General features: G+C 62.9%; 21 protein-coding genes and 1 pseudogene. 20 read left to right on the top strand and 2 right to left on the bottom strand.

Annotation, left to right across the window (positions count from 1 at the left end; translation table 11 throughout):
* Positions 1 to 28 precede the first annotated feature (28 nt).
* The 15 genes and pseudogenes from puuE to CIT26_RS18730 all read left to right on the top strand — a co-directional run bounded on the left by puuE (position 29) and on the right by CIT26_RS18730 (position 15373).
* Positions 29 to 1462: an allantoinase PuuE gene (gene puuE, locus CIT26_RS18660; protein ID WP_095493927.1), complete on the top strand. Its 1434-nt coding sequence runs from the start codon at positions 29 to 31 to the stop codon at positions 1460 to 1462.
* Positions 1463 to 1507: 45 nt separating this feature from the next.
* Positions 1508 to 2356 (top strand): bifunctional allantoicase/(S)-ureidoglycine aminohydrolase, encoded by an 849-nt coding sequence (locus CIT26_RS18665; RefSeq protein WP_425350357.1) that lies wholly within the window; start codon positions 1508 to 1510, stop codon positions 2354 to 2356.
* Positions 2353 to 2856: an ureidoglycolate lyase gene (locus CIT26_RS18670; protein ID WP_095493929.1), complete on the top strand. Its 504-nt coding sequence runs from the start codon at positions 2353 to 2355 to the stop codon at positions 2854 to 2856. The genes CIT26_RS18665 and CIT26_RS18670 overlap by 4 nt, the downstream gene beginning before the upstream one ends.
* Complete coding sequence (locus CIT26_RS18675; RefSeq protein ID WP_095493930.1) at positions 2856 to 3449, top strand: nucleoside deaminase; 594 nt, start codon at positions 2856 to 2858, stop codon at positions 3447 to 3449. The genes CIT26_RS18670 and CIT26_RS18675 overlap by 1 nt, the downstream gene beginning before the upstream one ends.
* Before the next feature lie 53 nt (positions 3450 to 3502).
* Complete coding sequence (locus CIT26_RS18680) at positions 3503 to 3805, top strand: type II toxin-antitoxin system MqsR family toxin (protein ID WP_095493931.1); 303 nt, start codon at positions 3503 to 3505, stop codon at positions 3803 to 3805.
* Positions 3806 to 3807: 2 nt separating this feature from the next.
* Positions 3808 to 4227, top strand: coding sequence for a type II toxin-antitoxin system MqsA family antitoxin (locus CIT26_RS18685; protein WP_095493932.1), 420 nt, complete (start codon positions 3808 to 3810; stop codon positions 4225 to 4227).
* 86 nt (positions 4228 to 4313) lie between these two features.
* Entirely contained in the window at positions 4314 to 6299 is a 1986-nt protein-coding gene (locus CIT26_RS18690) for a CocE/NonD family hydrolase (protein ID WP_095493933.1), read from the top strand.
* 156 nt (positions 6300 to 6455) lie between these two features.
* Positions 6456 to 8045, top strand: coding sequence for an ABC transporter substrate-binding protein (locus CIT26_RS18695; RefSeq protein WP_095493934.1), 1590 nt, complete (start codon positions 6456 to 6458; stop codon positions 8043 to 8045).
* 17 nt (positions 8046 to 8062) lie between these two features.
* Positions 8063 to 9022, top strand: coding sequence for an ABC transporter permease (locus CIT26_RS18700; protein ID WP_095493935.1), 960 nt, complete (start codon positions 8063 to 8065; stop codon positions 9020 to 9022).
* An 11-nt stretch (positions 9023 to 9033) separates the two neighbouring features.
* Positions 9034 to 9858 carry an ABC transporter permease gene (locus CIT26_RS18705; protein ID WP_095493936.1) on the top strand — a complete coding sequence of 275 codons (825 nt, stop codon included), beginning with the start codon at positions 9034 to 9036 and terminating at the stop codon, positions 9856 to 9858.
* A complete protein-coding gene (locus CIT26_RS18710; RefSeq protein WP_095493937.1) occupies positions 9858 to 11510 on the top strand; it encodes an ABC transporter ATP-binding protein in 1653 nt (550 codons plus the stop codon). The genes CIT26_RS18705 and CIT26_RS18710 overlap by 1 nt, the downstream gene beginning before the upstream one ends.
* An 8-nt stretch (positions 11511 to 11518) precedes the next feature.
* A pseudogene (locus CIT26_RS18715) lies at positions 11519 to 12358 on the top strand (alkaline phosphatase family protein).
* 321 nt (positions 12359 to 12679) lie between these two features.
* On the top strand, positions 12680 to 13246 hold the full coding sequence (locus CIT26_RS18720) for a sigma-70 family RNA polymerase sigma factor (protein ID WP_095493938.1): 567 nt from the start codon (positions 12680 to 12682) through the stop codon (positions 13244 to 13246).
* The gene (locus tag CIT26_RS18725; RefSeq protein WP_095494142.1) at positions 13243 to 13911 is read left to right on the top strand and encodes an anti-sigma factor; all 669 of its coding nucleotides are present in this window, start codon (positions 13243 to 13245) and stop codon (positions 13909 to 13911) included. The genes CIT26_RS18720 and CIT26_RS18725 overlap by 4 nt, the downstream gene beginning before the upstream one ends.
* Positions 13901 to 15373, top strand: coding sequence for a S8 family serine peptidase (locus tag CIT26_RS18730; RefSeq protein WP_095493939.1), 1473 nt, complete (start codon positions 13901 to 13903; stop codon positions 15371 to 15373). The genes CIT26_RS18725 and CIT26_RS18730 overlap by 11 nt, the downstream gene beginning before the upstream one ends.
* A 362-nt stretch (positions 15374 to 15735) precedes the next feature.
* On the opposite strand, the gene CIT26_RS18735 is transcribed toward CIT26_RS18730, so the two are convergent.
* Positions 15736 to 16380 carry a peroxiredoxin-like family protein gene (locus CIT26_RS18735; RefSeq protein WP_095493940.1) on the bottom strand — a complete coding sequence of 215 codons (645 nt, stop codon included), beginning with the start codon at positions 16378 to 16380 and terminating at the stop codon, positions 15736 to 15738.
* Positions 16381 to 16718: 338 nt separating this feature from the next.
* Positions 16719 to 17741 carry a substrate-binding domain-containing protein gene (locus tag CIT26_RS18740; RefSeq protein ID WP_095493941.1) on the bottom strand — a complete coding sequence of 341 codons (1023 nt, stop codon included), beginning with the start codon at positions 17739 to 17741 and terminating at the stop codon, positions 16719 to 16721.
* A gap of 363 nt (positions 17742 to 18104) precedes the next feature.
* On the opposite strand from CIT26_RS18740, the gene CIT26_RS18745 reads away from it, so the two are divergent.
* The 5 genes from CIT26_RS18745 to CIT26_RS18765 all read left to right on the top strand — a co-directional run bounded on the left by CIT26_RS18745 (position 18105) and on the right by CIT26_RS18765 (position 24672).
* Entirely contained in the window at positions 18105 to 19460 is a 1356-nt protein-coding gene (locus CIT26_RS18745) for an ABC transporter substrate-binding protein (RefSeq protein ID WP_095493942.1), read from the top strand.
* A 236-nt stretch (positions 19461 to 19696) separates the two neighbouring features.
* Positions 19697 to 20710, top strand: a complete 1014-nt coding sequence (locus CIT26_RS18750) for a carbohydrate ABC transporter permease (protein ID WP_095493943.1) — start codon at positions 19697 to 19699, stop codon at positions 20708 to 20710.
* Between the two features lies 1 nt (position 20711).
* On the top strand, positions 20712 to 21866 hold the full coding sequence (locus CIT26_RS18755) for a carbohydrate ABC transporter permease (RefSeq protein ID WP_095493944.1): 1155 nt from the start codon (positions 20712 to 20714) through the stop codon (positions 21864 to 21866).
* Between the two features lie 4 nt (positions 21867 to 21870).
* Positions 21871 to 23535: a beta-galactosidase BglA gene (bglA, locus tag CIT26_RS18760; RefSeq protein ID WP_095493945.1), complete on the top strand. Its 1665-nt coding sequence runs from the start codon at positions 21871 to 21873 to the stop codon at positions 23533 to 23535.
* A 24-nt stretch (positions 23536 to 23559) separates the two neighbouring features.
* Positions 23560 to 24672 (top strand): ABC transporter ATP-binding protein, encoded by a 1113-nt coding sequence (locus CIT26_RS18765; RefSeq protein ID WP_095493946.1) that lies wholly within the window; start codon positions 23560 to 23562, stop codon positions 24670 to 24672.
* The last annotated feature ends 58 nt before the right edge of the window (positions 24673 to 24730 follow it).

Raw genomic sequence — 24730 nt, forward strand, 5'->3', positions numbered from 1 at the left:
CTGATCACACCATTCGGCAGGAGCGACAATGCGTTACGAACGAGACATGCGCGGCTACGGCGCCAATCCGCCGGATCCGAAATGGCCTGGCGGGGCGCATGTGGCGGTGCAGTTCGTCGTCAATTACGAGGAGGGCGGCGAGAACTGCGTCCTGCACGGCGACAAGGCTTCGGAAGCCTTCCTGTCCGAGATCGTCGGCGCTGCACCCTGGCCCGGGCAGCGCCACTGGAACATGGAATCGATCTACGAATATGGCGCGCGCGCCGGCTTCTGGCGGTTGCTGCGCCTGTTCACCGAGGCTGAGGTGCCGGTCACCTGCTACGGCGTCGCCACAGCGCTGGCGCGTTCGCCCGACCAGGTCGCCGCGATGCAGGAGGCCGGCTGGGAAATCGCCTCGCACGGGCTGAAATGGATCGACTATCGCGACCATACGCCGGAGGATGAGCGCCGCGACATGGAAAAGGCTGTTAGCCTGCACTACGAGGTGACAGGGGCACGGCCGACCGGCTGGTACACCGGCCGCACGTCGATCAACACCGTGCGGCTGGCGGCGGAAGAAGGCGGCTTCGACTATGTGTCGGACACCTATGACGACGAACTGCCTTACTGGTTCGAGCATAATGGGCCGGACGGGTCGGCAAAGCCGCAGCTCATCATCCCCTACACGCTCGACGCTAACGACATGCGTTTCGCCACGCCGCAGGGCTTCAACTCGGGCGACCAGTTCTTCGCCTATCTCAGGGATAGTTTCGACACGCTCTATGCCGAGGGCAAGGCAGGACGGCCGCGCATGATGAATATCGGCCTACACTGCCGTCTCGTCGGCCGGCCGGGCCGGGTCGCGGCGCTCAAGCGCTTCGTCGAGTACGTCAAATCGCACGACAAGGTCTGGCTGGCACGGCGCATCGACATCGCCAGGCACTGGCAAGGGACCCATCCGTTCCGGCCGCCGGCGCTGCGCCCGTCGAAAATGGAATTCGAGGCTTTCGTCCAGGCTTTCGGCGGCGTGTTCGAGCATTCGCCGTGGATCGCCGAGCGCGCCTACAAGCTGGAACTCGGCCCGGCGCATGACAGTGCCGGCGGCCTCCATAATGCATTGTGCCGTATCTTTCGCAGCGCCAGCGAGGCCGAGCGGCTCTCCGTGCTCAACGCCCATCCCGACCTTGCCGGCAAATTGGCGCAGGCCAAGCGGCTGACGGCGGAATCGGCCAGGGAACAGGCTTCCGCCGGGCTCGACGCGCTGACCGACAAGGAGCGCGAGCTGTTCTCAAAACTCAATGCCGCCTACGTCACTTCCTTTGGCTTTCCCTTCATTGTCGCGGTGAAAGGCAAGACCAAGGCGGAAATCCTGGTGGAGTTCGAGGCGCGCATCGGCAATAGCCACGACGTTGAATTCGACACCGCCTGCAAACAGGTCGAGCGCATCGCACTGCTCCGCCTCAAGGACATGCTTCCGCAATAAGCTTTGGCTTCCGCAATAGGCTCTGAACTGATGGATACGATGAAAATGGCCGACCGAACCTATTACGCGCCGCATGGCGGCCACCCCGGCCAGACCGAGCTGCTGACCGGCCGCGCCGTCTTCACCGAGTCCTATGCCGTCATTCCAAGGGGCGTGATGCAGGACATCGTCACCAGCGCCCTGCCGTTCTGGGACAAGACCCGCGTCTGGGTACTGTCGCGCCCGCTGTCGGGGTTTGCCGAGACGTTCTCGCAATACATCGTCGAGGTCGCGCCCGGCGGCGGCAGCGACCGGCCGGAACCGGATGCCGGCGCCGAGGGCGCCTTGTTCGTGATCGAGGGCGAGCTGACCGTTTTGCTGGCCGGCAAGAAGCATGTCCTGCAGCCGGGCGGCTTTGCTTTCCTGCCGCCGGCCAGCGGATGGACCGTTCGCAACGAGAGCGGCGCTGCTGTCCGCTTCCACTGGATCCGCAAGGCTTACGACGCCGTCGAAGGTATTGATGTTCCGCAAGCCTTCTTTGCCAACGAACAGGACATTGCGCCCACGCCGATGCCCGGCACCGAAGGCCGCTGGGCGACGACGAGATTCGTCGATCCGGCCGACATGCGCCACGACATGCATGTCACCATCGTTACACTCGAGCCGGGCGCGGTCATCCCCTTCGCCGAGACGCATGTCATGGAGCACGGGCTCTACGTGCTGGAGGGCAAGGCGGTCTATCGCCTCAATCAGGACTGGGTCGAAGTCGAGGCCGGCGACTATATGTGGCTGCGCGCCTTCTGCCCGCAGGCCTGCTATGCCGGCGGTCCAGGCCAGTTCCGCTACCTGCTCTACAAGGACGTCAACCGGCATGCCAAGCTTGGCGGCGCCGGCGTCGCGAGGCGCGCACCATGAGCCGCATCGTGGCGCGCCCGCTGACCCGCGAGAACTTCGCCGAATTCGGTGACGTCATCGATATGGGCGGCGACAACCACTACCCGATCAATGGCGGCAAGGCCGAGCGCTACCACGACCTCGCCACCGCCGAAGCGCAAGGGCCGAATGCACGCGTGCTGATCTCCATGGTGCGCGGCACGCCTTACGATTTTCCGCTGAAGCTCACCATGGTCGAGCGCCATCCGTTCGGCAGCCAGGCTTTCATCCCGCTGTCGCCACGGCCGTTCCTGGTCATCGTTTGCCATGATGGCGACGACGGTCCGGGCGAGCCGCACGCCTTCATCACCGCACCCGGACAAGGGGTGAACTATCCGCGCAATCGGTGGCACGGCGTGCTGATGCCGATCGGCGAGTCCCAGGATTTTCTCGTCGTCGATCGCGGTGGCGACGGCTCCAACCTCGAAGAGTGCCATTTCTCGCACGCTTACGAGATCCATCTCCCCGACGGAACCGCCTGATGGCCGACGTCTCGCTGATCGACCGACTGCTCGACGTCATCGAGCATGACATCGTGCCGAAGACGGCCGAAGGCGTCTCCCAGGGCAACAAGCTGTTCGGCGCGGCGATCCTGCGCAAGGACGACCGCTCACTGGTGCTCGCCGAGACCAACAACGAGACGGAAAACCCGCTCTGGCATGGCGAAGTGCACTGCCTGAAGCGGTTCTACGAAATGCCTAAGGCCGAGCGCGTTGACACCAAGGACGCCATTTTTCTCGCCACGCACGAACCCTGCTCGCTCTGCCTGTCGGCCATCACCTGGACCGGCTTCGACAATTTCTACTATCTGTTTTCGCATGAGGATTCGCGCGACAGCTTCGCCATCCCGCACGACCTGAATATCCTGAAGGAGGTCTTCACCCTCGACCCCGGCGGCTACAATGCCGAGAACGCCTACTGGAAGAGCTTTTCGATCCGCAGAATGGTGCGATCGCTGCCCGAGGCCGAGCGCCAGCGGCTGGAAACGCGGATCGGCAAAATCTCCGCACGCTATGACGAATTGTCCGGCGCCTATCAGGCGAGCAAGGACGAAAACGACATTCCGCTGAGCTGAATGCTGCAAAGTTCAACGCTTGAATTGCCCCCTTTATGGTGGCATATAGTGTTATGGAGAAACGCAGACCCACTTACGATCTTGATGCAATCAAGGCCGAGGGTTCTGTCGACACGCTGGCAATCACGACGTCCGCCTTGCGGGATGCCATTGGGCTAGGCTTTGATCGCGCCGGTATAGTCGAGGTGATCGGCAGCATCACGCGAAAAATGTTTGTAAAGTCAATGACGACATTCGCGGATCATCGTGTCTGGCAAGATGTCTATCACGTGCCGGCGCGCGACTTGGTTCTCTACGTGAAATTTCAGGCGGACGTGGTGACCGAATTCACAGTCATGTCGTTCAAGGAAAAGTGACTATGGCGACGAAAGAAAATAATGAAACGAATACCATGATCTCTCCCGAAACAGGAGAAACGCTGACGCGTGGAGTGCGTCCGTTCACCGTCAGCTATAAGGGCGAGAGCATGACCGTCGACCTGCCGGGATACTACCCGCCGTCGGGGAGCGAAGGCGTCCATGTCGGAGATGACATGACTGTCGTCGACGCAGCGCTCCGCATCCTCAAAGAAAAGATCGACGGCGTTCCGGCACCGGCCACCATCCGTCGCGTGCGCACCAAGCTCAAACTGTCGCAGCGCGAGGCGGGATCCCTGTTCAAGGTCGGCGAGAACGCCTTCGACAAATACGAGCGGGGTTTGATTGAGCCGAGTGGCCCGACCATTCAGTTGATGACGCTGTTGGAAAAACATCCCGAACTGCTGGACGAGTTGCGATAGCCGCGCTCCCTGACAGGTCGCATATTTTTCTGCTCCAGTCGCGAATGGCGATTGAAAGTCCCATCGCTGCGGGGCGTTATACCCGCATGAAAACCGTCACTGAATTTCCCCGCAAGGTCGTCGAATTTCCGGACATGGGGATCGTCATGCCGGATGGCTGCCGGCTGTCGGCGCGGGTATGGATGCCGGCCGATGCTGCCGACGATCCGGTGCCGGCGATCCTCGAGCATCTGCCCTACCGCAAGCGCGACGGCACCATCTTTCGCGATCAGCTGACGCATCCCTATTTCGCCGGCCACGGCTACGCCTCGATCCGCGTCGACATGCGCGGGAACGGCGATTCCGAAGGGCTGATGGACGACGAATATTCCGAGCAGGAATTGCAGGACGCCTGCGACGTGATCGCCTGGGCGGCGGCCCAGCCCTGGTGCAACGGCAATGTCGGCATGATGGGCATCTCCTGGGGCGGCTTCAATTGCCTGCAGGTTGCGGCCAAGCAGCCGCCGGCGCTGAAGGCCGTCATCAGCCTGTGCTCGACCGTCGATCGCTATGCCGACGACATCCACTACAAAGGCGGCTGCCTGCTGATCGAGAATTTCGGCTGGGCCTCGACCATGCTGTCCTATTCGTCGCGGCCGCCGGATCCGCTGCTGGCCGGCGACAATCGCTGGCGTGACCTGTGGCTGACCCGGCTGGAGAACCAGCCCTTCCTGGCGCCGCTCTGGCTGCAGCACCAGCACCGCGACGCCTATTGGAAGCGCGGTTCGATCTGCGAGGACTATTCCGCCATCCAAGCCGCCGTGCTGTCGATCGGCGGCTGGCATGACGGCTATCGCAACACCATTTCCCACCTCGCCGCCAACATCGAGGCGCCGGTCAAAGGCATCGTCGGCCCGTGGATCCACAAATACCCGCATTATGCGGCGCCTGAACCGCGCATCGGCTTCCTGCAGGAGGCGTTGCGCTGGTGGGACCGCTGGCTAAAGGGCACCGACACCGGCGTCGTTGCCGATCCTGCCTACCGCGCCTATGTCATGGATAGCGTCCGCCCCGCGCGCTGGCATCCCGAGCGGCCGGGGCGCTGGGTCGCGGAACCGGTGTGGCCGTCGCCTGAGATCAAAACGCAGGACATCGAGTTGATCCCAGAAGGCCGCAAGCCGATCATCGTCGCTTCGCCGCAAAGCTGCGGCCTTGCCGGTGGCGAATATTTTCCCTTCACTTTCGGCCCGGAACTGCCCGGAGATCAGTGCCCCGACGATGCGCTGTCGGTGTGTTTCGACCAGCCGGTGCTCACCGAAGCGATCGACATTGTCGGCGCGCCGGAGGTGCTGGTCAGGGTCTCGTCGGACCGGCCTCAAGCGAACATCGCGATCCGGCTGTGCGACGTGCACCCCGACGGCGCGTCCGAGCTGATCTCCTACGGCGTACTCAACCTGACGCACCGCAATTCGCACGAATTCCCCGAGGCGCTGGTGCCGGGCGAAACTGTCGGCGCCCGGGTGGTGCTCGACCAATGTGCCTATCGCGTACCATCAGGCCACCGCCTGCGTATTGCCTTTTCGAACGCCTACTGGCCGATGATCTGGCCATCGCCGGAACCGGTCCGGCTCGACCTGTCGGCGGCAACGCTAAAGCTGCCGCTGCGCCCCCTGGCGAAAGGCGACGAAGTCACGTTCCCCACGCCGGAGGCAGCCGCGCCCTGGGCGACGGAGACACTCCGCGCTGCCAATTCCGAGCGTCATGTCAATTGCGATGAAAAGACCGGAATGATCACGCTTTCCATTGTCGACGATTTCGGCGAGGTGCGCGACCTGGAGCATGGCCTTGCCAATGGCAGCATCGCCCGAGAGACATGGGCGATCCATCCTGACAATCCGCTGTCAGCCTCGGGCAAGACGCATTGGACGCAGACGCTGTCGCGAAATGGATGGTCGGTGCGCACCGAAACCTTCGCCGAGATGCGGTCCGACGCGCAAAACTTCATGGTTAACGCCAGAATCGAAGCCTATGAAGGCGAGAAACTGGTTTTCGAGCGTAATTTCGAGGACAAAATCCCGCGCGCTCTGCTTTGAGCGCTTATGCGGATTGGTCCAATTGCGACGTACGATTTACGCCACGGCATGTCGCATTCGGTCTTGCTTACGGCGTTCCCTTGCGGTCATTATTCTCCTCACAAGAAACGATAAAAAACGACCATAAGGTCGAACCAACAGAGTGAGGAACTCAACATGTCGAACGAACTGGAATTTCTTAGCCGGCGCGTCGCATCCGGCAAACTGAGCCGTCGTGATTTTCTCGGCCGGGCGGCAGCGCTCGGCGTCACCGCGACCTTCGCCAACTCGCTGCTTTCAAGTGCGGTGCGCGCCGCGGGTCCGGTCAAGGGCGGCACGCTGAAGGCCGGCCTGGTCGGCGGCGAATCCACCAACAGCCTCGACCCGGCGCTGATGATGACGCAGGTGCCGTTCGCTTTCGCCAAATGCTGGGGCGAAATGATCGTCGAGCTTTCCCCGGAAGGCACTCTCGAGAACCGCATCGCCGAGGAGATCGGCGCGTCGGACGACGGCAAGACCTGGACGCTGAAAATTCGTGACGGCGTCGAATTCCACAATGGCAAGACGGTGACCGCCGAGGACGTGGCCGCCACCCTCGAACGCCATTCGGACGAGAAGTCGAAGTCCGGCGCGCTCGGCTACATGAAGGGCATCGAAAGCATCAAGGCCAGCGGCAAGGAAGTCGTGCTGACGCTGAAGGAGGCCAATGCCGACCTTCCCTATCTGCTCAGCGACTACCACCTGATCGTCCAGCCAAACGGCGGCAAGGACAAGCCCGATGCCGGCATTGGCGCCGGACCGTACAAGATCGTGACCAACGAGCCCGGCGTGCGCCATGGCGGCGAGCGCTTCGCCAATTACTGGCAGGGCGACAAGATGGGCCATGCCGACCAGATCGAAGTCATCGTCATCAACGACGCCACGGCGCGCACGTCAGCCCTGCAGGGCGGCCAGGTCAATATGATCAACCGCGTCGAGCCGAAGATCGTCGACCTGATCAAGCGCCTGCCCGGCGTCACCATCCGCAACCATGCCGGCCCCGGCCACTACGTCTTCATCATGCACTGCAACACGGCGCCTTTCGACAACAACGATCTGCGCATGGCGCTGAAGCTGGCGATCGACCGCGAGGAGATGCTCGACAAGATCCTCAGGGGCTACGGCTCGCTCGGCAATGACTTCCCGATCAACGCGTCCTATCCGCTGTTTTCCGACGATATCGAGCAGCGCAAATACGATCCCGACAAGGCCAAGTTCCACTACAAGAAGTCAGGCCATGACGGTGCCATCCTGCTCAGGACGTCGGATGTCGCCTTCCCCGGCGCCGTCGATGCCGCGCAGCTCTATCAGCAGAGCGCGGCCAAGGCCGGCATCACGCTGGAAATCAAGCGTGAGCCGGGCGACGGCTACTGGTCGGAAGTCTGGAACAAGCAGCCCTTCTCCGCTTCCTACTGGGGCGGCCGCTCGACGCAGGACCAGATGTATTCGACCGCTTACCTGTCGACGGCGGACTGGAACGACACGCGTTTCCTGCGTCCGGATTTCGACAAGATGGTGCTGGCGGCGCGTGCCGAGCTCGACGAGGCCAAGCGCAAGGCGATGTATCGCGACATGGCGATGCTCGTTCGCGACGAGGGCGGTCTCATCCTGCCGATGTTCAACCAGTTCATCGACGCGACGGGCGCCAAGGTCGCCGGCTGGGTCGACGATCCGCATCAGGAGCTGATGAACGGGTACGCTCTGGCAAAGTGCTGGCTCGAAGCCTGAGCCCGGGCCTTGCGGATATGTCCTCACCCATCGTGAAACTGGTGGCCCAGCGCATTGCGCTGGGCATCCTGCTGCTGTTGGCCGTATCGGTCCTGATCTTCGCCGGCACCCAAATCCTGCCCGGCGATGTCGCGCAAGCCATTCTCGGACAGTCGGCGACACCGGAATCGCTCGCCAATCTGCGCGAGCAGCTCGGCCTCAACGATCCGGCCTTTATCCGCTATTTCCGCTGGCTCGGCGGCGTCGTGACCGGCGACCTCGGCACCGCGATGTCGAGCGGGCAGGATATTGCGACGTCGATCAAGGGGCGGTTGTGGAACACGCTGTTCCTCGCCTTCTGGGCGGCGGTCGTGGCCGTGCCGCTGGCGATCATCCTCGGCCTGATTGCGGTGCGTTACCGCAATGGCTGGGTCGACAAGCTGATCTCCGGACTGGCGCTTGCCTCGACGTCGTTTCCCGAATTCTTCATCGGCTACGTGCTGGTCTATTTCTTCGCCGTGAAGTACCAGATCTTTCCCGGCATCTCGACCGTCTATGACGGAATGCCTTTCGGCGAGCGCATGCAGGCGATCATGCTGCCGGCGGCAGCACTGACGCTGGTGGTGCTCGCCCACATGATGCGCATGACTCGCGCCGCGATCCTCAACGTCATGCAGTCGGCCTATGTGGAAACCGCCGAGCTCAAGGGGCTTTCGGCATTTTCCGTCATCCGCAGGCATGCCTTCCCCAATGCGATTGCGCCGATCATCAACGTCGTCATGCTCAACCTCGCCTACCTCATCGTCGGCGTCGTCGTGGTCGAAGTGATCTTCGTCTACCCGGGCATGGGCCAATATCTCGTCGACCACGTCACCAAGCGCGACGTGCCGGTGGTGCAGGCGGTCGGCCTGATCTTCGCCGTCGTTTATATCAGCCTCAACATCATTGCGGACATAGCGGCGATCGTCGCCAATCCGCGTCTCAGACACCCGAAATAAGGGGAGCGGGCATGCTTGACATAAAACGCATCCCTATTCCCGCGCTGATCGGCCTGGTGCTGACTGCGCTGTTCGTGCTGGCGGCGATCTTCGCGCCCTGGATCGCGCCGTATGGCAATGGCGAGATCGTCGGCGATGTCTGGGGACCGATGTCGGCGACACATTGGCTGGGCACCGACAATCTCGGCCGCGACCTCCTTTCGCGCATGATCTACGGCGCCCGCGTCACGCTGTTCATCGCGGTTCTGGCCACCGCGCTGTCCTTCTCGCTCGGCGCCATCCTCGGCTTCTCGGCGGCGGTTTTCGGCGGCTGGTTCGACACGCTTATGTCGCGCCTCGTCGATCTCCTGATGTCGATCCCGACGCTGATCATGGGCCTCGTCGTGCTCTCGGTGCTGCCAACCAATCTGGTGACGCTGATCCTGGTCATGGGCATTCTCGACTCGACCCGCGTCTACCGCCTGTCGCGGGCGGTCGCCGTCGACATCAACGTCATGGATTTCGTCGAGGCGGCCAAGCTGCGCGGCGAAGGCAGCGTGTGGATCATCTTCCGCGAGATCTTGCCCAATGCGTTGTCGCCGCTGGTTTCGGAACTCGGCCTGCGCTTCATCTATGCGGTGCTGTTCCTGTCGACGCTGTCCTTCCTCGGCCTCGGCGTGCAGCCGCCTAGCGCCGATTGGGGCGGCATGGTCAAGGAAAACAAGGACGGCATCGTCTTCGGCATCGCGGCGGCACTCATCCCTGCCGCGGCGATCGCGATGCTGGCGATTTCGGTCAACCTTGTCGCTGACTGGGTGCTCAACCGCACGACAAGCCTGAAGGGAGGGCGCGGGTGATGGCTGACCAGCGAGCAAAGTCCGTGCTGCTCGATATCCGCAATCTGCGCATCGAGGCAACGGTGTTCCCGCCGGGCGAGGCACCGAAGAACATCGTGCTTGTCCACGACGTCTCGCTGACGCTTGAGAAAGGCAAGGTGCTCGGCCTGATCGGCGAGTCCGGCGCCGGCAAGTCGACCATCGGCCTGGCGTCGATGGGCTATGGCCGCGGCGGCGTGCGCATCACCGGCGGCGAGGTCATCCTGAACGGCCGCGACATCCTCAAGGGCGGCAAGGAGGGCTTTCGCAAGCTGCGCGGCCGCGAGGTCTGCTATGTCGCGCAATCGGCTGCTGCCGCGTTCAACCCGGCGCACAGATTGATGGACCAAGTGGTCGAGGCGACGCTGCTGCACGGCACGGCGACACGGGCCGCGGCCGAAAAACGCGCCGTCGCGCTGTTCAAGAAACTCAGCCTGCCGAACCCCGAAAGCATCGGCGAGCGCTTTCCACACCAGGTGTCCGGCGGCCAGCTGCAGCGTGTGATGACGGCGATGGCGCTGTGTTCCGAGCCCGACTTGATCGTCTTCGACGAGCCGACCACTGCGCTCGACGTGACGACGCAAATCGACGTGCTGGCGGCGATCAAGGACGCCATCCGCGACACGCACGTCGCGGCGCTGTACATCACCCATGACCTTGCCGTCGTCGCCCAGGTCTCGGATGAGATCATGGTGCTGCGCCATGGCCGGCTCGTCGAATGGGGCGGCACCCGCCAGATCATCAAGGAACCGCGCCAGGAATACACCAATGCGCTGGTCTCGGTGCATGAGATCGAACACCAGGAACAGAAGCCCGGCACGACGCCGTTCCTGTCGGTCAAGAACATCACCGCCGCCTATGGCCGCAGCCATATCAAGGTGCTGAAGAACGTCTCGGTCGACATTTATCCGGGCCAGACGCTGGCTGTGGTCGGCGAGTCCGGTTCGGGCAAGTCGACGCTGGCGCGCGCCATCACCGGCCTTCTGCCACCCGAAGAGGGCACCGTCACCTTCGATGGACGTCCGCTCGCCAACCGCCTTGCCGATCGGCCGAAAGAGGATCTCCGGCAACTACAGATGATCTACCAGATGGCCGACGTGGCGATGAATCCGCGCCAGACCGTCGGCACCATCATCGGCCGGCCGCTCGAATTCTATTTCGGTCTGCGTGGAAGGCAACGTGACGCCCGCGTCGCCGAGCTGCTCGACAAGATCGAGATGGGCAAGGGTTTCATCGACCGCTACCCGGCCGAGCTTTCCGGCGGCCAGAAGCAGCGCGTCTGCATCGCCCGCTCGCTTGCGGCCAAGCCGAAGCTGATCATCTGCGACGAGGTGACCTCGGCGCTCGACCCGCTGGTGGCCAACGGCATCCTGAAGCTGCTGCTCGAGCTGCAGAAAGAGGAAAACGTCGCCTATCTGTTCATCACCCACGACCTCGCCACGGTAAAGTCGATCGCCGATTCGATCGCGGTGATGTATCGCGGCGAGGTGGTGCGCTACGGCGCGAAGAGCCAGGTGCTGGCACCGCCGTTCGACGCCTACACCGACCTTTTGTTGTCCTCGGTCCCCGAGATGGAGATCGGCTGGCTGGAGAAGGCGATCAAGGGACGGCGCATGGCCAGCGCGGGCAATTAGACACACCGGTGGCGCTGAAGACAAAACTTCTGCTGATCATCCTCGACGGCGTGCCTTACCGCAACTGGCGCCGGCTGATGGGCAACCTCGAAGGCTGGGTGCAATCGGGCGAAGCGCGGATCTGGAAGATGCGCTCCGTGCTGCCGTCGACTTCGGCCTGCTGCTATGCCTCGATCCACACCGGCGTGGCGCCGCAGGTGCATGGGATATTGTCCAATGAGAACCGGTTCCGCGTCGAGCAGCCGGACATCTTCTCCGAGGTCAGCAGGGCCGGCGGCAAGACAGGTGCGGTCACCCATTCCTACTGGTCCGAATTCTTCCGGGCCTCTCCGTTCGATCTGGTCGAGGACATGGAGTTCGACGAGCCGGGCGGGCCGATCACCCATGGCCGGTTCCACACCATGACCGGCTACAATGCCAGGAACTAGATGACGCCGAGCGACGTCGACCTGTTCGCGACGCTGACGTTGCTGACCAGACGCCACGGCATCGACTACGGCATCCTGCACACCTGCACGCTGGATTCGATGGGCCACCGCTTCGGCCACAACTGCCATGAGATGGACCATGCCGTCTACGCGATGGACGGCATGCTGGCCGCCTTCCTGCCGAGGTGGCGGGAATCCGGCTACGAGGTGATCGTCACCGCCGATCACGGCCAGACAGATCGCGGCCATCATGGCGGCCATGACGACGAGATGCAGGATTTTGCTCTGTATTATTTCGGACAGGGCAAGGGTCCGGAGGCCGATACGCTGCTCGACCAGCTGCAGCTTGCGCCGACTGTGCTTGCGCGTCTCGGCGTGCCGGTGCCCGCGACAATGAAGGCCATGCCGTTCCTCGACTGAACGGGGTTCCCCTTCTCCCCTTGTGGGAGAAGGTGGATCGGCGCGCAGCGCCGAGCCGGATGAGGGGTGTTGGGAGAAACTCGGCTTAAAAATATTTAGGGATTTGGCGTCTTTATTCCTTCCGTGTAGCGATCCGTCCAACACCCCTCATCCGACCGAGCTTCGCTCGGCCACCTTCTCCCACAAGGGGGAGAAGGAAAGCCCACTCTGGCAACCTCTCCGCTCTTCGGTTAGCCTCCGCAAAAATCCGGGCGGAAAGCGGTGAACCTTTTTGGGCCGATCAGCGACAGAGCAGACAGGGGCCAGGCGGCTCGACCGGCTATGACGGCAGCGACGGAGACCGATCGCGCGCTTGTCGGCCGGGTCGCGAAGGGCGACCGTGCCGCCGTGCGGCTCCTGTTCATGCGCCACCACGCGCGGGTCTATCGCTTCGTGGTGCGCCAGACCGGATCGGAAATGATGGCCGACGATATCGCCAACGAGGTGTTTCTCGAACTGTGGCGCCAGGCGCCCGGCTTCGAGGGGCGCTCGGAAGTCTCGACATGGCTGCTCGGCATCGCCCGCTTCAAGGCGCTGTCGTCGCTGCGCAAGAAGAAGGAAGACTGGATCGACGACGATGACGCGGCCCAGATCGCCGACGGCGCCGACACACCGGAAGTCGTCACCATGAAGGAAGACAAGGGCGCCGCCTTGCGGCGCTTTGTCGATGCCTTGCCGGAAGAACACCGAACGGTGATCGACCTTGCCTATTACCACGGACAGTCGGTGACCGAGATCGGCGAAGTGCTTGGCATTCCGGTTGCCACGGTCAAGACCAGGATGTTCTACGCCCGCAAGAAACTCGGCGAGGCCCTCAAGGCCGCCGGTTACGACAGGGGGTGGCCATGAGCGCCGCTGAAAAGATGTCGCGCCGCGATGAAATGGAGACGCTGCTGCCGTTCTATCTGAACGGCTCGCTGGAAGGTGCAGAGCTCGAAGCCGTCGAGGAATGGCTGGCGACCGACCCGGCAGCGCTTGCCGCACTCGGCGAGGCCGAAGCCGAATTCTCCAGCACCGCTGCATCCAACGAGGCGATCCGTCCGCCGGCCGATGCGCTCGGCCGCTTCGCCCGGGCGCTCGACGCCGAGGCCGGCCCGGTGCGCGCGCCGGCGTCGTCGTCCTGGCTGGCACAAGCGTGGGGCCGCTTCACGGCGGTGCCCGCCGGCGTCGCCTGGGCTGCGGCCGCGGCTCTGCTGGCGCTTGTGGTCGTGCAGTCGTTTGAGCAGACCTACGGCGTGGACAGCGATTTCGAAATTGCCGGCCAGCAAGGCGATCTGGCGAAAATGCCGTTCGCGCTGGTGAAGTTCAAGCCGGATGCGAAGATGGCCGACATTGTCGCTTTTCTTGGCGAACACCAGCTGAAGATTGCCGGCGGCCCGACCGCCGAGGGCGTGTTCCGCCTTGGCATCCCGGCTACGACCGCAGCCGACTATGAAAAGGTGCTCGGCCTTATTGCCGCTCAGCCTTTTGCGGGGGCTGTGGTCGAGGGAAGGAAACCGGTCGATGGCGGCTAAGGCGGTCATCCGCTTTGCGGCGCTGGCGGCGATGATGATCGCCGCTGCGCCTGCCTTGGCGCAGACCAATGATCCGAACCTCAGCCAGACGGAAATCGATTGCCTCAACCGAGGGACGACGGCGGCCGACTGCATCAAGCGCGACACAGAAGATGGCAGCGGCGAAAGGCCCGGCGCAGGTCCTGCCGCGACTGGTGCAGTGTTTCTTCCCGCGCTGATCGTCGACCTGTTCCCCAATCCGGTCGGCGACGGCCAGGCGCCGCTGCCGACGCCCGATCCACGCCGCGATCCGGCCAGCGGTGCGTTGCCGCCGCCGGTCCCGCCCGCCGGTGCGGCAGCGATACAGGCCGCCGCGGCGGGCGGTCCAATCGTTTCGCCCACCGATCTCGTCGCGGCCGAACCGCCGCGCGCCGTCGTCGGTGATTTCGTGCCCGACGAGGTGCTGGTGACGGTGGATGGCGACGCCGTCCAGCAGATCGCAGCTTCATTTGGCCTCGAGGTGCGCTCGCAGCGCCAGTCTCAGCTGCTCGGCACCACGCTGGTGCGCTTCGGCATTCCCGACGGCCGGCCGGTCGGAGTCGTGCTGGCGCAGCTTGCCGCCGACGGCCGCACCTTGCGGCGCGAGCCCAACCATATCTACTCGCTGCAGCAGGCAGCCACCATCGTCAATTATGCCTTCGAGCGCATCGCGCTCGATTCGAGAGAGGCGAGCGGCGAGAACGTGCGCGTCGCCGTCATCGACACCGCCATCGACGACACAAATCCGGCGCTCTCCGGCGTCATCGCCGATCAGTTCGACGCCATGCCCGACGTGCCGATCGAGGCGCGCGATCATGGCACCTCGATCGACGGCCTGATCGCCGGCGTCGGTGCGCTCAAAGGCATGGCGCCGGGCGCCAGGATCTACCACGCCCGCGCCTTCGAGGGCGGCAAGTCGACCATGGACGTCATCCTTGCGGCGCTCGACTGGGCGGCGGAGCAGGATGTCCGCATCATCAATATGAGCTTCGTCGGCCCGAAGAACGACCTGCTCGGCGTCGCCTGCCGCAATGCGCGGGCGCTCGGCATCGTGCTGGTCGCCGCAGCCGGCAACAACGGGCCGAAGGCGCCTTACGGCTACCCGGCCGCCTTCGACGGCGTCATCGCGGTGACCGCCACCGATGCGAAGGACGGGCTGATGCAGCAGGCCAATCGCGGCGCCTACGTCTTCCTCTCCGCTCCCGGCGTCGAGATGGTGGCACCGAGCGGCGCCGGTTCGGACGTGGTCACCGGCACCTCGTTTGCCGCAGCAATCGTGACCGGTGCGGTCGCCAATCTGCTGCATACCGCGCCCGACCGTTCCGCCGACTGGGTCGCGAAAGCGCTGGCCGCCACGGCAAGGGATCTCGGCCCCAAGGGACGAGACAATGATTTCGGCTATGGGCTGCTGGACATTAAGGCGGCCGCGACGGCGAAGAAATAGTCTCGTGCTTGAAGCATCTGCTTCTATGCACTTCGTTTTCCCACCCGCTACATATTTGAGCAACACGTATCGAGATCAAACTCAATCAGGTTGCCGCAAATGGCCGAGATGGGTGGAAACTTGCCGTATGCGCGCCTGTTGGAACGACGTGATTGCGGCAAGGAGCGGACGTCGCCCCGCCTATGCGGCTTGCTCACTCTAGCGTCGGGGCGGTCCGCAGACCGTTGAATCGAAATCGCTACGAAGCCCACGGGCAGACCTTAGCCTCCCGCGCTGAGCATTTCGATGATTGTTAAATCCAAAGAATCACCACAGGACGGTGGCCGTCGAGCGAGTTTTCAGCAGCCCATTTCCGCAGCCTATTAATGTGCAACTTGGGAAGCTGCCGACATCAATTCCTCGGGATTCGGCGCTCTGAAGGTGTTGAGGCCATCCTCCAGAACTTCAGTGAAGTTCCAGCGTACGATGCCCGCCCGGTCGATTAGGAACTGACCGACAAGCTGCCCCTGGCGGGAAGCCACCATCGCCTGCTGATCGGCTTCCGTAATCTCATATCCTTCCTTCTTGTTGAGGAACTCGTTCATTGCCATGACGTCCATAGGCTCGGGCAACTCGCCCGGGAGGTGGATCCGTATCGCCATGACCGTGTCCATCCCAACCTCGCGCAAGCCGAAAGCACGGTGCGAGGCCCGCTCCGGGTCGGATGCGGCGAGAAGATCGGGTGCCGGGTGGTAACGGAAATAGAGCCGCGCCCGCTCGACCGGCGTATTGACCACCGCCAGGCATTCGACGCCTTTCTCACGCAGGGCCGGCTTGAGTTGCGCCATCGCCGCGACATGGCGCCGGCAGAACGGACAGTGCAGGCCTCGGAACAAACCGATCAACAACGGGCTACGGCCTCGAAAATCATCGAGCGCGATCTTGCCTTCGCGTGAGATCGCATTGAGCACAACATTCGGTGCCCGGTCGCCCGGCTGCAGCGGGCGGTCAACACTACTCGTGGACATAGACAACCTCCTCGCCCCGCATCAGTCAGGGAAAGCAGCACACCCAGCGTTTCGGAGGCGATCAAGTGCTGGGGCGAAAGCTTCCTGTGCCAAGGCAATAGTTTTCGACCTCTGCCATATTGCCGAGGTCGAGATTGCGCGCGTTGCAAGCCCATCATAACACGAAAAGCATCTGCGGGTCGCCGCCAAATGTGGTGAATGACCTCACGCGAGCGCACTCCCGAATGCTCTTGCGCTGAAGGTCAAGTTCCCGACCTCGATTTGGAGGTTCAAGTCTGCAACGCCCAAGGTCGTCAACGGGTCGAACTCGGTCACTCAGAATGATTGGGTTTTGACCCTTATGCTGGGGCTCCGGTGACCGATCCCCTGATCACCAGATCGACCGGCCAGACTTCACCGCGGGCGCCCTCCTCCAATCCGGAAATCCGTGCAGCCAGCCGCTCGGCGATGCGCGCGCCGGCCAAACGGATCGACGAACGCGTCGTCGACAACGGCACCGAAAAATTCTCCGGCTTCAGCCAGGGGAAGACGTCGTCATGGGCGATCAGCGACAGGTCGCCCGGAATGGTCAGGCCGAGATCGCGCACCGCGCGCACGACGCCGAGCGCCATGATCAGGCTGGAGCAGGCGATCGCCGTCGGCGCATCGCTTTGCTCAAGCAAGCGCCTGGCGGCGCGGTAGCCGTTCTCCTCGGTCATGGCGAGGGAACAGACATGGCCTTCGCCAAGCACCAAGCCGCTCGCCGCCAGCGCCCGGCGCACGCCACGCTCGCGGTGAATGGCGAAGGTCTCGCGGTCGTCGCCGTTGATCAGCGCCAGCCGCCGGTGACCGAGCTGGACGAGCAGCCGTGCCGCTTCGTGGAAGGCGCCCTCATTGTCGATGTCTGTGAAGGGGTAGTCGAAATCCAGGCCTTCGCTGCGGCCATGGACGATGAAGGGGATGCCGAGCGTGCTGACCAGCGCCACCCGCCGATCGGCCGGCCTCGGCGACGAGATATAGACGGCGTCGACCTGCCGGTTGGCGACGATGCGCCGATAGGTGGTCTCCTGGTCGTCGGCATCGGCCGGGGACAGCACCAGGTCGAGTTCGTGCGAACGGGCGTAGTCGCCGAGACCGGAAAGGAATTCGACGAAATGCGGGTCGATGTCGACGGCCGCCCCGGTCGGCAAGACATAGCCGATCATCCCGGTCTTGCCGGTGGCCAGCCGGCGCGCGCTCGGGTTGGGACGGTAGCCGTGGCGCTTGGCGGCGTCGATCACCCGCCGGCGCGTTTCCTCGTTGACTTCCGGGTAGCCGTTCAGCGCGCGGCTTACCGTTGTCTGCGAAAGTGCCAGCATGTGGGAGAGCTGTTTGAGGTTCACTGGAGGCCTCCAAGCCTCAAAGCGCTTTTAACCATGGATTGCCGGCCGCCACTGGCAGCGCTGCTGCATGTAAAGACCATAAGCACCGTTTCTGACCAGTTTAAAGCAAAATTTACTGCTGCATCGCTCAAAAAGCATGCTGCAGCGCACTTTATATGCTCAAAAATCGCGGGAACTAAATCGATTAGCCTCCTCGCCCTCTTGACTCCTGATCAATTTCATGGCGTGATCGAAAAAACCAAAGCGCTTTGGAAGGCTCTTCGAAAGGTTGCGGTTCCTTTCCGACTGAGTCACAGTCCTGCAGCGTCGGCGGACGGAATGGAGGTTTCGTTCGAGTGTTCGTGACCACTGGGAGGAATACCGATGAAGAAAATGCTTCTGCTGGGCGCCGCGTTTGTCACGCTCGTCCTGGGCGCGCCGGCGCAAGCCGAACTGAAGTTCAAGCCGGGCGAGGACCCCCGCTTCAACTGGGCGAACTACGAAGAACTCAATAAGGTCGACCTCAAGGGCGAGACGCTGTCGATCTTCGGACCATGGCGCGGCGAGGACGAAGCCCTCATCCGCACCGTTCTCGACTATTTCTCGGAGGCCACCGGCGCCCAGATCAAATACTCCTCGTCGGAAAATTACGAACAGCAGATCGTCATCGACACGCAGGCCGGCAGCCCGCCCAACATCGCCGTGCTGCCGCAGCCGGGCCTGATCCAGGACCTGGCGTCCAAGGGCCTGCTGACGCCGCTCGGCGACGACACCGCCAACTGGATCAAGGACAATTACGGCGCCGGCCAGTCATGGGTCGATCTCGGCACCTTCAAGGACAAGGACGGCAAGCCGGGCTTCTTCGCCTTCCCCTACAAGGCCGACGTGAAATCGCTGGTCTGGTACTCGCCGGACAATTTCGAGGAAGCCGATTACGAGGTACCGAAGACGCAGGAAGAGCTCGCCGAGCTCGAAAAGAAGATCATCGCCGACGGCGGCACGCCATGGTGCATCGGGCTCGGTTCGGGCGGCGCCACCGGCTGGCCGGCGACCGACTGGGTCGAGGACATCATGCTGCGCACCCAGACGCCCGAGACCTACGACAAGTGGGTGAAGAACGAGATACCGTTCAGCGATCCGGCGGTGGTCAACGCCATCGACATTTTCGGCAAGATCGCGACCGACGACAAGATGGTCGACGGCGGCGCCAAGGCTGTGGCGGCGACCGATTTCCGCGACAGCCCGAAGGGCCTCTTCTCGGTGCCGCCGAAATGCTATTTGCACCATCAGGCGTCGTTCATCCCGACCTTCTTCCCCGAAGGCACCGAGATCGGCCAGGACGCCGACTTCTTCTACTTCCCACCTTACGCTTCCAAGCCCGACCTCGGCACCCCGGTGCTCGGCGCCGGCACGCTGGCCATGATCACCAAGGACTCCAAGGCCGCGCGCGCCTTCATCGAATTCCTGAAGATGCCGCTCGCCCATGAGATCTGGATGGCCCAGGGCGGTTTCGTGACGCCGCTCAAATCGGTCAACAAGGACGCCTATGCCAGCGACGCGCTGAAGAAGCAGGGCGAGATCCTTGCCGAAGCCTCGACCTTCCGCTTCGACGGCTCCGACCTGATGCCGGGCAAGATCGGCGCCGGCGCCTTCTGGACCGGCATGATCGATCTCGTCGGCGGCAAGTCCGCCCAGGATGTCGCCACCGACATCCAGAAGAGCTGGGACGCGATCAAGTAGGCGGCCCCGGCTGAACGTGCGGACTACCGATCCTGAATGGATCCGGGCCTCAAGGCCGGATCCGACCGGCGGCCCGCGTTGCGCAATTTTTACGAGCACATTCCGGCATGACGCGCGACCAGCAAGAGTAGAACCCTGCCTTGCATCCGGTCGCGTTCCAAACAACTGAATCGGCCCATGATTCCCGTAGCCAAAGCCATTCTCGACTGGCGGATCATGCGCAGAGGGAGGGACCCGTGGCGGCTCAGATTTTCTCGGCCATAACAGTCATCATCGTCGGCGTCGGCGGCTGCGTCGCCTATTTCTGGGGCGCCAACAAGCTGGTGGACATCATGTTCCCGTCGCGCGGCGTTGCAGGTGCTGCGGCCATCGACAATCTGCGCCGGCAGGGGATGATCCGGCCGTGGCTGTTCGTCGGCCCGGCCATGATCATCCTCACCATCTACCTGATCTACCCGGTCGTGGAGACGCTGAGGCTGTCATTCCTCGATCGCGGTGGCGCCAATTTCGTCGGCTTCGCCAACTATGAATGGGCGTTCGGCGACCGCGAGTTCCGCAACTCCATCCTCAACAACATCATCTGGTTGGCGGTCGTGCCTGCCGCCTGCACCTTCCTCGGGCTGATCATCGCCGTCCTCACCGACAAGATCTGGTGGGGCACCATCGCCAAGAGCCTCATCTTCCTGCCGCTGGCCATCTCGTTTGTCGGCGCCAGCGTCATCTGGAAATTCATCTACGAGTATCGCGGCGCGGGCCAGACGCAGATCGGCCTGCTCAACGCCATCATCCAGTATTTCGGCGGCCACCCGCAGGTCTGGATATCGCTGCCGTTCTGGAACAATTTCTTCCTGATGATCATCCTGATCTGGATCCAGACCGGCTTTGCCATGGTCATCCTGTCCTCTGCCTTGCGGGGTATCCCCGAAGAGACGCTGGAAGCGGCCGTGATCGACGGCGCCAATCCGTTCCAGATCTTCTGGAAGATCATGGTGCCGCAGATCTGGGGCACGATCGCCGTCGTCTGGACCACCATCACCATCCTGGTGCTGAAGGTTTTCGACATCGTGCTGACCATGACCAACGGCCAATGGAACAGCCAGGTGCTGGCCAACCTGATGTTCGACTGGATGTTCCGCGGCGGCGGCGATTTCGGCCGCGGTGCCACCATCGCCATCATCATCATGATCGCGGTCATTCCGATCATGGTCTGGAACATCCGCCAGGCCAACAAAGAGACGGGAGGACATTGATATGGCCGTGGCGACCGGAAAGTCCTTTGCCAGCCGTTTCGGCGTCCATATCGCTGTCTTCATCTTCGTCGCGATCTGGACCGTGCCGACGCTCGGCATTCTCGTCTCATCGCTGCGCGACAAGGATCAGATCATCGCCTCGGGCTGGTGGAACTCGTTCGCCAGTTCCACCCAGACGGAAGCGGGCCGGCTGCCACCCGCCTCGGCGCAAGTCGAGAAGGACGGCAAGTTCGTCCTCGAGGGCAACATCTTCGGCGACGATCCGGCCCGCGACATCAGCGCCTTCGGCGTCAAGTCGTCGGCGCCGACGCAGTATCCCGCCGGCACGACAGCCGATCTCGGCGACGGCGAGACCTTGCAGCTCAACGCCGACGGCAGTTTCGTCATGACCTCAACCAAGCCCTTCGAGGGCGAGCGCGGCCAGCGCGTCTACTACGCCTCGTCGGCGCCGCCGAAATTCACCACCGACAATTACAATACGGTGCTGTTTTCGGAAGGCATCGGCCGCTCCTTCATGAATTCGCTGACCGTCACCATTCCGGCGACGGTCATCCCGATCCTGATCGCGGCATTCGCGGCCTATGCGCTGGCCTGGATGCGCTTTCCCGGCCGGGCGTTGCTCATCGCGGTCATCATCGGCCTCTTGGTCGTGCCGCTGCAGATGTCGCTGATCCCGCTGCTGAAGCTCTACAACGGCGTCGGCAGCTTCTTCGGCGTGCCCTCGAAAACCTATCTCGGCATCTGGCTGGCGCATACCGGCTTCGGCCTGCCCTTCGCCATCTATCTCCTGAGAAGCTACATTGCCGGCCTGCCGCGCGAAATCATGGAATCGGCGCGCATCGACGGCGCCAGTGATTTCGAGATCTTCGTCAAGATCGTGCTGCCGCTGTCGTTCCCGGTGCTGGCCTCCTTCGCCATCTTCCAGTTTCTGTGGGTGTGGAACGATCTGCTGGTCGCGATGGTTTTCCTCGGCACCGAGGGCGACCAGATCGTGCTGACGGCCAAGCTCAACGCGTTGCTCGGCTCGCGCGGCGGCGACTGGGAGATCCTGACGACATCGGCTTTCATCACCATTGTCGTGCCGCTGATCGTGTTCTTCTCGCTGCAGCGCTATTTCGTCCGCGGGCTGCTCGCCGGCTCGGTGAAGGGAGGTTGAGATCATGCAATCCGCTGTGAAAGCAACCTTGAGCCCCGACGTCGCCGTCGACCGCGACTGGTGGCGAGGTGCCGTGATCTACCAGATCTATCCGCGCAGCTATCAGGACTCCAACGGCGACGGCATCGGCGACCTCAGGGGCATCATCCGCAGGCTCCCCTATATCGCGGCGCTCGGCGTCGATGCCATCTGGATCTCGCCGTTCTTCAAGTCACCGATGAAGGATTTCGGCTACGACGTATCAGACTATTGCGACGTCGATCCGATGTTCGGCACGCTGGCCGATTTCGATGCCTTGACCGCCGAGGCGCACAGGCTCGGACTCAAGGTAATGATCGACGAGGTGCTGTCGCATACCGCCGACATCCATCCGTGGTTTAGGGAAAGCCGCTCGAGCCGCACCAACCCTAAGGCGGACTGGTATGTCTGGGCCGACGCCAAGCCCGACGGCACGCCACCCAACAACTGGCTGTCGATCTTCGGCGGCTCGGCCTGGCAGTGGGACACCAGCCGCCAGCAATATTACCTGCATAATTTCCTGGCCGAGCAGCCCGATCTCAACTTCCACAGCCGCGCGGTCCAGGATGCGCTGCTCGATGTCACCCGCTTCTGGCTGGAGCGCGGCGTCGACGGCTTCCGCCTCGACACCATCAACTTCTACTTCCACAGCCAGGGGCTGGAGGACAATCCGCCGCTGCCGCCCGAACAGCGCAACGACCAGACTGCTCCTTCCGTCAACCCTTACAACTACCAGGACCACCTCTACGACAAGAGCCGCCCCGAAAACCTCGGCTTCCTCGAACGCTTCCGTGCCCTGCTCGACGAATATCCGGCGACGGCCGCGGTCGGCGAAGTCGGCGATTCGCAGCGCGGGCTGGAGGTGGTGGCGGCGTATACTGCCGGCAGCAAGCGCGTGCACATGTGCTATTCGTTCGACTTCCTGGCGCCCGAAAAGATCAGCGCGGCAAAGGTGCGTTCGGTGCTGGAAGCCTTCGGCAAGGTCGCCAGCGACGGCTGGTCGTGCTGGGCCTTCTCCAACCATGACGTGATGCGCACTGCCTCGCGCTGGGCGGCGGGCGAGGCTGACCGGACCGCTTATCTCAAGGTGATCTCGGCGCTGCTGATGTCGCTGCGCGGCTCGGTCTGCATCTATCAGGGCGAGGAACTTGGTCTTGGCGAAGCGGAATTACAATTCGAGGATCTGCGGGACCCCTACGGCATCCGCTTCTGGCCGGAATTCAAGGGTCGCGACGGCTGCCGCACGCCGATGGTCTGGAATGGCGCCGACAGCAATGGCGGCTTCTCCAAGGCAAAGCCATGGCTGCCCGTGCCCGCCAAGCACCTTTCGCAAGCGGTCGATGTGCAGCAGGGCGACAACAGCTCGCTGCTCGAACATTACCGGCGCTTTCTTGCCTTCCGCCGTCTGCATCCGGCGCTGGCCAAGGGCGATATCGACTTCATCGAAAGCCAGGGCGATACGGTCGCCTTCACGCGTCGCGAGGGCAATGAGCAGATCGTCTGCGTCTTCAATCTCGGCAGCCGACCGGCCGAAATCGATCTCGGCGGACGCTCGCTGCAACCCTTGCCGGGGCACGGGTTTTCGGGACAGACTGGCGTCGGCTCTATCCGCCTCGGCGGCTACGGCGCCTGGTTCGGGCGTATCAGCTAAATTTGCAATTCACTGGAGGGTATCATGGCCGATGTCACGCTAAGGCAAGTGAAGAAATCATACGGCAATCTCAACATTCTCCACGGAATCGACCTCGACATAAAATCGGGCGAGTTCATCGTCTTCGTCGGCCCTTCCGGCTGTGGCAAGTCGACCTTGCTGCGGTCCATCGCCGGGCTGGAGGAAATCACCTCCGGCGAGCTTAAGATCGACGGCGAGGTGGTCAACGACGTGCCACCGTCGAAGCGCGGCATCGCCATGGTGTTCCAGTCCTATGCGCTCTATCCGCACATGACCGTCTACGACAACATGGCGTTCTCGATGAAGATCGGCAAGGAGAGCAAGGCCGAGATCGACAAGCGGGTGCGCCAAGCGGCGGAAATCCTGCAGCTGACCAAATATCTCGACCGCCTGCCGAAGGCGATGTCGGGCGGCCAGCGTCAGCGCGTCGCCATCGGCCGCGCCATCGTGCGCAACCCTAAGGTCTTCCTGTTCGACGAGCCGCTGTCGAACCTCGACGCGGCACTGCGCGTCGCCACCCGCATCGAGATCGCCAAGCTCAAGGAGTCGATGCCCGCTACAACGATGATCTACGTCACCCACGACCAGGTCGAGGCGATGACGCTGGCCGACCGCATCGTCGTGCTCAAGGAGGGCCATATCGAACAGGTCGGCACGCCGATGGAGCTCTACAAGAGACCCGGCAATCTGTTCGTCGCCCAGTTCATCGGCTCGCCGGCCATGAACATCCTGCCGGCGACGATCGACAAATCAGGCGACCCGACCATCGTCAGTCATGTCGGCGGGCGCAAGGCGACGGTGCCGATCGCCACGCCAGCGTCAGTGAAGGGCGCTTCGGTGAGCTTCGGCGTGCGGCCGGAGGATCTGATGATCGCCACCGGCGCGGATTATCTTTTCGAGGGGACAGTGGACTATGTCGAGCAGCTCGGCGAGGTCCAGCTCGTCTATGTCGACATCGGCCGCGCCGACCTGCCGCTGGTGACCAAGCTGCCCGGCAATGTCGAGGTCAAGCGGGGTGCTGCGCTGCGGTTGAATGCCGATGCCGGCGACCTGCATATTTTCGATGCCGACGGACATTCCTTCACACTCCACAAGGTTGAAGCAAAGGCAGCCTGAGGGCGGCAGCCTGATTGCTGGAGACAGGCAGTTTGGCGAAGGCAAAAAACAAGAGCGG

The organism is Mesorhizobium temperatum (assembly GCF_002284575.1).
Lineage (GTDB): Bacteria > Pseudomonadota > Alphaproteobacteria > Rhizobiales > Rhizobiaceae > Mesorhizobium > Mesorhizobium temperatum.

Coding starts and splice junctions, on each gene's coding strand:
- CIT26_RS18695 (WP_095493934.1), top strand. CDS start 6,456: ATGTCGAACGAACTGGAATTTCTTAGCCGGCGCGTCGCATCCGGCAAA.
- puuE (WP_095493927.1), top strand. CDS start 29: ATGCGTTACGAACGAGACATGCGCGGCTACGGCGCCAATCCGCCGGAT.
- CIT26_RS18720 (WP_095493938.1), top strand. CDS start 12,680: ATGACGGCAGCGACGGAGACCGATCGCGCGCTTGTCGGCCGGGTCGCG.
- CIT26_RS18710 (WP_095493937.1), top strand. CDS start 9,858: ATGGCTGACCAGCGAGCAAAGTCCGTGCTGCTCGATATCCGCAATCTG.
- CIT26_RS18730 (WP_095493939.1), top strand. CDS start 13,901: ATGGCGGCTAAGGCGGTCATCCGCTTTGCGGCGCTGGCGGCGATGATG.
- CIT26_RS18680 (WP_095493931.1), top strand. CDS start 3,503: ATGGAGAAACGCAGACCCACTTACGATCTTGATGCAATCAAGGCCGAG.
- CIT26_RS18675 (WP_095493930.1), top strand. CDS start 2,856: ATGGCCGACGTCTCGCTGATCGACCGACTGCTCGACGTCATCGAGCAT.
- CIT26_RS18670 (WP_095493929.1), top strand. CDS start 2,353: ATGAGCCGCATCGTGGCGCGCCCGCTGACCCGCGAGAACTTCGCCGAA.
- CIT26_RS18745 (WP_095493942.1), top strand. CDS start 18,105: ATGAAGAAAATGCTTCTGCTGGGCGCCGCGTTTGTCACGCTCGTCCTG.
- CIT26_RS18690 (WP_095493933.1), top strand. CDS start 4,314: ATGAAAACCGTCACTGAATTTCCCCGCAAGGTCGTCGAATTTCCGGAC.
- CIT26_RS18700 (WP_095493935.1), top strand. CDS start 8,063: ATGTCCTCACCCATCGTGAAACTGGTGGCCCAGCGCATTGCGCTGGGC.
- CIT26_RS18705 (WP_095493936.1), top strand. CDS start 9,034: ATGCTTGACATAAAACGCATCCCTATTCCCGCGCTGATCGGCCTGGTG.
- CIT26_RS18735 (WP_095493940.1), bottom strand. CDS start 16,380: ATGTCCACGAGTAGTGTTGACCGCCCGCTGCAGCCGGGCGACCGGGCA.
- CIT26_RS18685 (WP_095493932.1), top strand. CDS start 3,808: ATGGCGACGAAAGAAAATAATGAAACGAATACCATGATCTCTCCCGAA.
- CIT26_RS18665 (WP_425350357.1), top strand. CDS start 1,508: ATGGCCGACCGAACCTATTACGCGCCGCATGGCGGCCACCCCGGCCAG.
- CIT26_RS18725 (WP_095494142.1), top strand. CDS start 13,243: ATGAGCGCCGCTGAAAAGATGTCGCGCCGCGATGAAATGGAGACGCTG.
- bglA (WP_095493945.1), top strand. CDS start 21,871: ATGCAATCCGCTGTGAAAGCAACCTTGAGCCCCGACGTCGCCGTCGAC.
- CIT26_RS18765 (WP_095493946.1), top strand. CDS start 23,560: ATGGCCGATGTCACGCTAAGGCAAGTGAAGAAATCATACGGCAATCTC.
- CIT26_RS18755 (WP_095493944.1), top strand. CDS start 20,712: ATGGCCGTGGCGACCGGAAAGTCCTTTGCCAGCCGTTTCGGCGTCCAT.